The sequence below is a fragment of the uncultured Agitococcus sp. genome (assembly GCF_937920075.1).
GTDB lineage: Bacteria > Pseudomonadota > Gammaproteobacteria > Pseudomonadales > Moraxellaceae > Agitococcus.
In genome coordinates this window covers 1-9,928 of sequence record NZ_CALETI010000288.1, presented here as the reverse complement: position 1 = coordinate 9,928, position 9,928 = coordinate 1, and the positions used below count along the sequence as shown (strand labels likewise).

Below are 9,928 nucleotides of genomic sequence, written 5' to 3'. Positions count from 1 at the left end.
ATTATAAATTGTTTAACAATCATACTGTTAATGTGTTTTTAATTGAATAAAAAGCTTATTAGGTTTTTGGTTTATAGAATTTTAAATATTGAGAAACAACATGGTAAATATTGGCCAAGTCAATCGTTTAGAAGTAGTTGAGCAACTCAAGCAGCATTATTTATTGGAAGGGGGACGTTATGGTGATATTCCGATTGCTAAACAAGATGTTCCACAAGGGACTAAGGTTGGCCAATCTATAGATGCTTTTATATTTATTGATGACGAAGGTTATTTAGCCGCTAGCAGCCAACAGCCAGTTGCTCAAGTGGGACAATTTGCCTCCTTGAAAGTGTTATCAGTGACACCAGAAGGGGCATGGCTTGATTGGGGCATAGAACCGCCTTTATTTTTATCGCGTAAAGAACAGCAGCACGTTCTAGAACCAAATCGCTATTGTTTGGTACGTTTGTGTTTTGAAGAACGTAAAGGTATTTATGCAACGACATATTTAAATAACTTTTTGCAAAATGAATGTACAGAATTTAAACAAGGCGATAAAGTCTCCATTTTAATTGCGAGTCCCACAGAGTTAGGTTTTCGTGTGATTGTCAATCATCGTTATTGGGGGGCGTTATATGCAAATGAAGTGTTCCAACAAGTCTATAAAGGTCAAATATTAGAGGCATATGTGAAGCGTTTGCGCGAAGATAAACGTTTAGACCTCTCGTTGCAACCTTTGGGGTTTGCTAAGGTGACTGGTATTACTGACGATATTTTGCAACGCCTAAAGCAACAAAAAGGTTATTTGATGTTGAGCGACAAAAGTAGTCCTGATGAAATTTATGCTGCCTTTGGCGTGAGTAAAAAGGTATTTAAACAAGCGATTGGTACTTTATTTAAACAACGTCAAATTATTATCGAAGAACAAGGGATTCGCTTAGCGAATCGTAAAATTTAGAGTGTATTCAATACATTACAACTTAGGACTTACACCATTATCGCTTATTGGCTCGTATTTTTAACGATTTTATGTTCACAAAATGTGCGCCTGAAGGTGAAATAGGTAAGTCCTGAACTATAAAAAGAAAATAACAAAATGAATTTATTAGATTTATTGTTATCTACGGATAAAAAACAGCGTTTACGCATTAGACGCTCTTTATTAGCCAGCTTAGTATTTTTGATTAGTATTGGCATGATGATATATTTGTCTTACATTGGCAAAATGTCGATACAAGCAACAAGCTTATTATCTTTAGGCATGATTAGTACTTGTTTGGCTTTTTATCTTGCTTTAAGAACGGGTTTTAATTTGCGCTTTAAAGAGCCAGCCTTAACGTTGCCACAAATTTTAGTAGCGATGACTTGGATTTGTGCCGCTTATGCCAATACAGGTCAGGCGCATGCAGGCACATTAATGCTTTATGCCTTAGTTATGGTATTTGGCATTTTTGTCATGGAGCCACGTCGTTCGGTGATATCTGCTAGTTATGGTGTGTTAGCAATGGTATCAACCATGTTATATAAAATGCTAACGGATTCTCAAGTTTATCCTTGGCAAATAGAAATAGTCTATTTGCTGCTTGTGGTAACAATTTTACCTACGATTGCACGCTTATCAGAGCAGTTATCGGCCATGCGCCGTCGTTTAAAAATACAAAAAAATGATCTTGAACAAGCATGTACACAATTAGAGCGTGTTGCAGCTTATGATGAGTTGACGGGGCTCATTAATCGTCGTCGTATGACCGAAGTATTGGCCGAGCATAGTCGCAATCAAACTCGGCAAACAGAAGGTTTTGCAATTGCCATGATTGATCTCGATTATTTTAAAATGATTAATGATAAATATGGCCATGCTATTGGCGATCAAGTGTTATCTGTTTTTGGCGAGTCTGCTCGAAAAGTTTTAAGAGAAATAGATATTTTGAGTCGATGGGGTGGAGAAGAGTTTTTATTATTAATGCCAAAGACCAATAATGGTCATCCTAATATTGGCATAGAGCGATTACGCGCTTATTTGGCCTGTGTTCAACCTTGCCAACAAATTCCTGAATTAAAAATTAGCTTTTCTGTTGGTTTTACTTCTTACGAAAAAGGAGAGTCTATTTATGACACGATTAAACGTGCTGATGGAGCATTGTATGAAGCTAAAGCTAAAGGGCGTAATTGCACGGTGATTATTTAATACAATCATAAATCGCTTGTGCCATTTGCCCAAAACCTTGTTCATAACTCTGTGCTAAGCTAAAAGTCTCATCAATCATGATATACCTGCCATGTTGCCCAAAAATTTTATCCGCTAAGCCTTTATCAAACTCTGGCTCTGTTAATAAGCATTGCCAACCTTGCTGCTTAATTTCCTGTTTTAATTTTAATAAATGCTTAGCACTAGGCTTTTGTTCGGGGCTAATGCTAATACTGCCACGATAGTGCAAGCCTAAAGGGGCTTCTAAATACTGATAAGCATCATGATAGGCGACATAATCACGTTTATTTAATAACTTAAACTTTTGTTGAAACTGTTGTACTTGTTGGCGTGTTTTTTGGGCAAATTTATCGGCATTTTGTTGATATTGCTGAGCATATTTAGGGTTTTGTTGGCCACGTTTTTGGGCAATGGCATAAGCTAATAAAATTGCATTATCAGGATTGAGCCACAAATGACCATCTACAGTATTGGCTTGTGCTTGATGGGTATTTAAATCACGCCATGCCAATTTTTTGAGATTTGGTAACTGTTCAAAAGTTAAAACATTGCTTAAAGGTTTTAGCGTTGTTTGCAAAAAAGTTTCATGACTATTGCCTACCCAAACAATCAAACTGGCTTTTTGTAATAACACCCGTTGCGATGGTTTAAGAGCGTAATGGTGTGCAGATGCACCTACAGGTAAAAGTTGCATGGGTTGCTCAATGCCTTGAGTCACTTCTTGGGCTATTAAAGTTAATGGTTTGATAGTGGTGACAATTTGTGCAGAGGCAGCATTGCTAATGACTAATAGACTAGCAGCAAAAAAATGTTTAATCGACATAGCAGAGAATACAGCTTTAGGAATTGAGCATGGAATGTTATATTATTGCATTAATTTTCTTTTTTTTCTATCAACACCGTTATGAGTCAGCACGCTTTTCATCCCCATCATCACGAGCATTGTGTCAACGATGCTTTACATTCTGCCGAGGTTTTATGTGCTGAGCGCGGTGTGCGTTTAACAGCGATTCGTAAACGTGTGTTGGAACTGGTGTGGGCAAGTCATAAACCCTTAGGAGCTTATGCCATTCTTGATAAGTTAACTGATGAAGGACATAAGCCTGCACCACCAACGGTGTATCGTGCTTTAGAGTTTTTATTGGAGCAGGGCTTAATTCATCGGATTGCTTCTTTAAATGCTTTTTTAGGCTGTGTACATCCCTCCGAACAGCATTTGGCGTGTTTCTTTTTGTGCCAACAATGTGGTAATGCCGAAGAGTTGCAAAATAGCGACCTGTTGCAACAAGAATTACAACAACAAGCTGCTAGCAATGGCTTTTTAATCCGTCAGCCGATTTTAGAAGTGACGGGGCTGTGTAAGCAGTGTCAACACCATGAGTGAAATTTTAGTAGAGCTGAAACAAGTCCAATTAGTCGCCGAACAACGCACGATTTTGCGTGATATTGATTTGGTATTACCACGAGGACAAATTGTGACGCTGATTGGCCCAAATGGTTCGGGAAAGTCTTCATTGGTCAAAATCGTGGTGGGCTTACTCAAGGTTAGTGCAGGGCAGCGGCTATTAGTTCCAAAGTTGCGAATTGGTTATATGCCTCAAGCACTGAAATTAGATAAGTCTTTACCATTAACGGTACGACATTTTTTGCAACTTAGTCGCACCAAGCCCGCACCGATCGATTTGTTAATTGCCCTTAATGATGTTGGTGCAGAGCATTTATTAGAACAATCGATTCATACTTTATCGGGTGGTGAGTGGCAACGAGTGTTGTTGGTGCGTGCCTTATTACAAAAGCCCGATTTATTGGTGTTGGATGAGCCCATGCAAGGGGTAGATTTAACAGGTCAAGAAGAGTTGTATAATTTAATTGCCCAATTACCCGAAAAATATCAGTGTGGGGTGTTAATGGTCTCGCATGATTTGCATTTGGTGATGGCGGCAACCGATAGTGTGATTTGTTTAAATGGCCATATTTGTTGTCATGGTCATCCAGAGTCAGTAAGTAATCATCCTGAATATTTGCGTTTGTTTGGTTTGCAAGGTAGCAAAGGCTTAGCAGTGTATAGTCACCATCACGACCATCAACATGATGCTCATGGTTGTGTTCATCCGCACCATTCACCTGTTAAACAAGAGTCATAAATCATGTGGGAATTATTATGGCCTGCATGGTTAGCAGGTTCGTTATTGGCCTTAGTGGCTGCACCATTAGGTTGTTTGTTGGTGTGGCGACGTTTGGCATATTTTGGCGATAGTTTGTCGCACGCCACCTTATTAGGTGTGGCATTAAGCTTGTGGCTGCATATTCCTGTTTGGGGCGGATTGGTAGCGGTTTGTGTGATGATTGCCTTGATTTTGGCGAGTTTGTTGGCTAAACGTCAATTGCCATCAGATGCTTTGTTAATGGCGGTATCAACGACAACTTTGAGTGCAGGTCTGATTGCCATTAGTAAAATGGATGAAGTGCGAGTAGATTTGTTAAGTTACTTATTTGGTGATTTATTAAGTATTAGTAGTACCGATTTACCTGTGTTCGTCAGTTGCTTGGGCTTAGTGTTGTTGGGGTTAGCTTATTTTTGGCGTGACTTATTATTGACCACTATTGATGAAGATTTAGCCTTTGTTGAAGGCCTACCTGTCACCAAATTACGTTTATTATTGCTCATTTTGCTGGCTTTGGTAGTGACGGTGGCGATGAAGGCTGTCGGTAGTTTGTTAATTACCGCGTTATTAGTCATTCCTAGTTTAGTGGCACGACCCTTAGTCAATACGCCCACACAAATGGTATTATTAGCGGCAATGACAGGGGTAACGGCTGTGAGTGGTGGCTTGTTATCGAGTTTTTATTGGGATACGCCTGTTGGGGCAAGTATTGTTGTCAGCGCAGCGTTGTTATTTGTTTTAGCTCAAGTCAAAGTGTTGATGACTCGCTTGAAAGCTTGATTTAGGTATTATTTTTAAAAGAGAACAATTATGGGCGCACAGTGGAAAGCCAAACACAAAGAAGTCGCGGCAAATGCCAAAGGTAAAATTTTTGGTAAATTGTCTAAAGAAATTATGGTTGCGGCGCGTAATGGTGCTGATCCTGCCATGAATCCACGTTTACGTTTAGCGGTAGAGCAAGCTAAAAAAGCCTCTATGCCACGTGATACGCTAGAGCGCGCTATCAAAAAAGGTGCAGGCTTGTTGGATGGTGGTGTTAACTTTGAAAAAGTTACCTATGAAGGTTTTGCCCCGCATCGTGTACCAATTATTGTTGAATGTTTAACCGATAATGTAAACCGCACTATTTCGAGTATGCGTGTTTTATTTCGTAAAGGGCAGTTGGGTGCATCGGGTTCAGTCGCTTGGGACTTCGATCATTTAGGTATGATTGAAGCTTCTCCTGCCAAAGCGGATGCAGATGCCGAATTAGCTGCGATTGAAGCAGGTGCAGATGACTTTGAAGTCGATGAAGACGGCGAAGTGTTATTTTATACGGCAATGGCTGATTTAGACCTTGTTTGTCGTGAACTGCCCAATCAAGGTTTTACTGTAAACTCCGCTAAATTGGGTTATCGTGCCAAAAATCCTGTTTCTTTAAGTGATGCCGAACGCGAAGAGGTTGAAGCATTTTTAGAAGCAATGGATTCTGATGATGATGTTCAGCATGTTTATGTTGGTTTAGCCTAAAATTCACTTGACTAATAAAATATTGTTAGCCAATATCGGGACACTATGAACACTTTATTATTGATTTCCGTCCGAGTGAAAAATGTACTGCGAGCTGCGGTATGGTGTCACTCGTCTGTATTTTGGCGGCAAAAATCACAGATAAAGTAAAAGAATCCCCACCCAAAGGCCGCTGTTAGCGGCCTTTTTTTTTGGAGCTGACAAATGGAAGAACCCCCACCGACACCCATAATAAGTCGTTATTTATTATTAATTTTTATTTGGTCAACCACGCCTTTAGCGGTGGTATTGAGCATAAAAGATTTGCATCCAATTTGGGCATTAGCCTGTCGTTTTACCTTAGCAGTGCCATTATCCGCCTTGTGTTTAAAATTATTAGGCGAGCATTTGCCATTAAACAAAGCGGCAATACGCAGTTATGTGGCAGGCATGTTAAGTTTATTTGGTGCAATGATTTTTACTTATTTGGGCGCGGCTTATTTGCCGTCGAGTTTGATTTCTTTATTATTTGGTTTGTCACCCTTAATGGTGGGTTTATTGGCGCATGGTGTGTTTAAAAGCCAGTTGTTAAGAATAGAGCAGTGGTTAGGGTTGGTCGTTGCCTTTTTAGGTTTGATGATTATTTTTAGTCATGGCGATCAAGGCCAAACCCAAGCTTTAGGTATTGTATTTATTTTATTGGGCGTAAGTTGTTATGTAGCTTCGGTGTTTTGGGTGAAACATGAAAACGCTAATTTACATCCTTTAGCCCAAACGACAGGTTCATTAGTGTTATCAACCATAGCAATGTTTTTAGTATTACCTTTTTATTGGCAGGATAAACCTACACATTTACCTAGTGCCATCAGTTTATGGGCATTATTGTATAGTGCAACCATGGCAACCTTAGTGGCGATGTTTTGCTATTTTTATTTAATAAAAAAATTAGCCCCTGCGACGGTTTCGTTAACCACCTTTATTACTCCTGTTTTAGCATTGGTGTGGGGTTTTTGGTTAAATGGCGAGCGTTTTAGCACATTTACCGCAATAGGCATGGCGGTGATTATGTTGGGAATGTGTGCTTACTTTTTGCAAGACATTAAACAGATATTCAGGACTTACGCACTTCACCGAAATTAGCGCGTTTTGTGTGCTAAAAGTTGTTACTTCGACTACGCTCAGTAACCATAAAAACGATTGAAATGCGAACAAATAAGCGATAACCGCGTAAGTCATAATATGGCTAAAAAATTAGACTAGACTTACCCTTAATTGTTTGCTAATAGTTAAGGGTAAGCCTTAAAAAGACGGATAACACAATTATGTCAGCCACTAAACAACTCGTATTGGCCAATGGTTTTATTGCTATTTGTATGGACTCGTTGTGGTTGCGTTTTAAGCTGAGTGTATTATTGACCTTTAAGTATGGTTTTTATCGTGAAGGTCAATGGTTGCCTACAGAAACAGATGACCAAATTTATGCCCATTTTGTCCGTGAAAACTTGCGAATTTTAGCAGGATGGGATCGACGTTTAGGCCATTATTTATTAGCCGATAATCAACAAAGTAATGTTTTTTTAAGAAGCTTTTATCAAGAGCATGTGATGTGGCCTAGTCATTAATTTTGCTTAGCTAAATAATGACTATACAAATTCATTTTACACAAACAGCAACACAAACCAAATTACATTTTATTGATTTTCAAAAATTAGACTGGTGTTGGCAGTTAGAAGAGAGTTTTAGGGAAGTTTATCATCTTCGCGGTAAAACATCGCGCCTTTTGGTTACTGAGCGAAGTCGAAGTACAGAATCAGGTCTTGAGAAAGTATTTGTTTTAACGATGAATGACTCTTAAAATCACACCATGAAAACACTTAAATTACGCATAAAAGATAAACATAGCAAGGTACTAAATCAGCTCGCCTCAGCAGTTAATTTTGTGTGGAATTACGTCAATGACCTGTGTTTTAAACATCTTCAAAGAACAGGCAACTTCTTTTCGGCTTTTGATATTGCCAAATATACCGCAGGCGCAAGCAAAGCAGGCTTACATCTACACAGCCAAACGATTCAAGCCATTACCGAAGAATTGGTATTAAGACGCAAACAATTCAAAAAAGCCAAACTCAACTGGCGAGTCTCTAATCCAAAATCACCTAAAAAATCATTAGGCTGGATACCTTTCAAAAAGACAGCCATAAAATATCAAAACGGACAGGTTAAATACGGCAATCACTGGTTTAGTCTGTGGGATAGTTACGGATTAAATCAATACAACGTCAAAACAGGGGCGTTTGTACAAGATAGCCGCAATCGTTGGTATGTGTGCTTAGTGGTTGATAATGCCGCTAAAGTACAATCAAAAGGCACAGAATCTGTGGGTATTGACTTAGGCTTAAAAGACTTTGCCACCTTGTCCAATGGTCAAAAAATAGAATCACAACATACCTATAGAAAATATGAGCAAAAATTAGGCATAGCTCAACGTGCCAGAAACAAAAAGCGCGTTAAAGCCATTCATGCGAAAATTAAACAGATTAGAAATAATCACTTACACCAAGAAAGTACAAAATTAGTTAAAAACTACGCAGCGATATTTGTTGGCAATGTTAATGCAAAAAGTCTAGCCAAAACTAAACTGGCAAAGTCGGTATTAGATGCAGGCTGGACGCTGTTTAGAACCTTACTCAAGTACAAGTGCGAGAACGCAGGGGTATGGTTTGAAGAAGTCAATGAAAGCTATACCACCCAAACTTGCTCGTGCTGTGGCTCACGCGACAGTAGTCCGAAAGGTAGAGCAGGACTTGGAATAAGAGAATGGACTTGTGTGCAGTGCGGTACACTGCATGACCGCGACATCAACGCCGCCAAGAACATTCTCGCGCTCGGACATGAGCGTCTTGTAGAAGGAATCCTCGCCCTCGGTTACTGAGCTTAGTCGAAGTATTGAGGGCGGGGAGGATGTCAATTTTAGGAAATAAAGTTAATGAAAACAATCAGCTCACGCCAAAATCCACTTATTAAAGAAATCAATTTGTTAGCGAATAATCCAGCAGAACGTCGTAAGCAATTTAAAACAGTCTTGGATGGTGTGCATTTAGTCGAGGCGGCACTGGCACATGGTGTCGTCTTAGAAAATGTGTTTGTTAGTGAACATGGTTTGCGCTCAGTTGAAATTGCTAATTTAGTTGATCGTTTAGAAAATCAAATGTCCTGTATTTTGGTAACAGATAACGTATTTAATGCGATTAGCCCTACAGATCATCCTACGGGTATTTTAGCGGTTATTTCGTGGCACAATCCTGCTTTTGTTTTGCCAACACAATCTTGTGTGGTGTTAGAAACAGTGCAAGATTCAGGAAATTTAGGCACTATTTTGCGTACTGCCGCAGCGGCAGGTATTCAACATATCTTATTAAGTGATGGTTGTGCGCAAGCTTGGTCGCCTCGTGTATTGCGTGCGGCAATGGGTGCACATTTTAGTTTGAATATTTATGAAAAAATTGACTTGTTATCTGTGCTTCCTGCTTATCAAGGACAATTGTTAGCAACAGGTTTAACACAAGCAAAATCATTGTATAGTTTAAACTTAAATCAATCGACAGCATGGCTATTTGGCAGTGAAGGGCAAGGGTTATCAGAGCAAGTGATGCGCTTGGCTAAACAACAAGTCATTATTCCCATGTCAACAGGTGTGGAGTCGTTAAATGTTGCCGCAGCGGTAGCGGTATGTTTGTTTGAACAAAGAAGGCAACAAATGCGAAACACCTAAAATTTAGGGGCTTTTGAACAGCCCCTAGTTATCATGATTCATAAACGTCAACAGACCCTAGGCTAAGCCGCCCAAGCTTTGCCATTTATTAATAATTAAACAAAATAATTCTGCTGTTTTTTGGGCATCATATAAAGCTGAATGTGCTTGTTCGTTTTGAAAATCAATCCCTGCACTGATACACGCTTTGGCTAATACGGTTTGACCATAAGCCAAACCCGCCAAACTGACGGTATCAAACACCGAAAATGGATGAAACGGATTAGCATTTTTTAGCCCTGTACGTTCAACAGCCGCTTTTAAAAACTGCAA

12 protein-coding genes are annotated in these 9,928 nt (G+C 39.4%); 10 read left to right on the top strand and 2 right to left on the bottom strand.

What is annotated here, in order from left to right:
* Window positions 1-100: 100 nt before the first annotated feature.
* Together Q0212_RS10095 and Q0212_RS10090 are read left to right on the top strand one after the other, a co-directional pair.
* Window positions 101-940: a S1-like domain-containing RNA-binding protein gene (locus tag Q0212_RS10095; RefSeq protein ID WP_297925047.1), complete on the top strand. Its 840-nt coding sequence runs from the start codon at window positions 101-103 to the stop codon at window positions 938-940.
* 138 nt (window positions 941-1,078) lie between these two features.
* Window positions 1,079-2,170: a GGDEF domain-containing protein gene (locus Q0212_RS10090; RefSeq protein WP_297925044.1), complete on the top strand. Its 1,092-nt coding sequence runs from the start codon at window positions 1,079-1,081 to the stop codon at window positions 2,168-2,170.
* On the opposite strand, the gene Q0212_RS10085 is transcribed toward Q0212_RS10090, so the two are convergent.
* Window positions 2,163-3,014 (bottom strand): zinc ABC transporter substrate-binding protein, encoded by an 852-nt coding sequence (locus Q0212_RS10085; RefSeq protein ID WP_297925042.1) that lies wholly within the window; start codon window positions 3,012-3,014, stop codon window positions 2,163-2,165. The genes Q0212_RS10090 and Q0212_RS10085 overlap by 8 nt on opposite strands.
* 81 nt (window positions 3,015-3,095) lie before the next feature.
* Here Q0212_RS10085 and Q0212_RS10080 point away from each other — a divergent pair, with 81 nt between their 5' ends.
* The 8 genes from Q0212_RS10080 to Q0212_RS10045 all read left to right on the top strand — a co-directional run bounded on the left by Q0212_RS10080 (window position 3,096) and on the right by Q0212_RS10045 (window position 9,616).
* Window positions 3,096-3,575, top strand: a complete 480-nt coding sequence (locus tag Q0212_RS10080; RefSeq protein ID WP_297925040.1) for a Fur family transcriptional regulator — start codon at window positions 3,096-3,098, stop codon at window positions 3,573-3,575.
* Window positions 3,568-4,335, top strand: a complete 768-nt coding sequence (gene znuC / locus Q0212_RS10075) for a zinc ABC transporter ATP-binding protein ZnuC (protein ID WP_297925037.1) — start codon at window positions 3,568-3,570, stop codon at window positions 4,333-4,335. The genes Q0212_RS10080 and znuC overlap by 8 nt, the downstream gene beginning before the upstream one ends.
* A gap of 3 nt (window positions 4,336-4,338) precedes the next feature.
* Complete coding sequence (locus Q0212_RS10070; RefSeq protein ID WP_297925035.1) at window positions 4,339-5,136, top strand: iron chelate uptake ABC transporter family permease subunit; 798 nt, start codon at window positions 4,339-4,341, stop codon at window positions 5,134-5,136.
* Between the two features lie 30 nt (window positions 5,137-5,166).
* Window positions 5,167-5,865, top strand: coding sequence for a YebC/PmpR family DNA-binding transcriptional regulator (locus tag Q0212_RS10065; RefSeq protein WP_297925033.1), 699 nt, complete (start codon window positions 5,167-5,169; stop codon window positions 5,863-5,865).
* Between the two features lie 204 nt (window positions 5,866-6,069).
* Complete coding sequence (locus Q0212_RS10060; RefSeq protein ID WP_297925032.1) at window positions 6,070-6,984, top strand: EamA family transporter; 915 nt, start codon at window positions 6,070-6,072, stop codon at window positions 6,982-6,984.
* A 182-nt stretch (window positions 6,985-7,166) separates the two neighbouring features.
* Entirely contained in the window at window positions 7,167-7,466 is a 300-nt protein-coding gene (locus Q0212_RS10055) for a hypothetical protein (protein ID WP_297925028.1), read from the top strand.
* A gap of 242 nt (window positions 7,467-7,708) precedes the next feature.
* Window positions 7,709-8,776 carry a transposase gene (locus Q0212_RS10050; RefSeq protein WP_297925026.1) on the top strand — a complete coding sequence of 356 codons (1,068 nt, stop codon included), beginning with the start codon at window positions 7,709-7,711 and terminating at the stop codon, window positions 8,774-8,776.
* Window positions 8,777-8,830: 54 nt separating this feature from the next.
* The gene (locus tag Q0212_RS10045; RefSeq protein ID WP_297925025.1) at window positions 8,831-9,616 is read left to right on the top strand and encodes an RNA methyltransferase; all 786 of its coding nucleotides are present in this window, start codon (window positions 8,831-8,833) and stop codon (window positions 9,614-9,616) included.
* Window positions 9,617-9,673: 57 nt separating this feature from the next.
* On the opposite strand, the gene Q0212_RS10040 is transcribed toward Q0212_RS10045, so the two are convergent.
* Window positions 9,674-9,928 (bottom strand): exonuclease domain-containing protein (locus Q0212_RS10040; protein ID WP_297925022.1); only part of this gene is annotated, 255 nt, incomplete at its 5' end.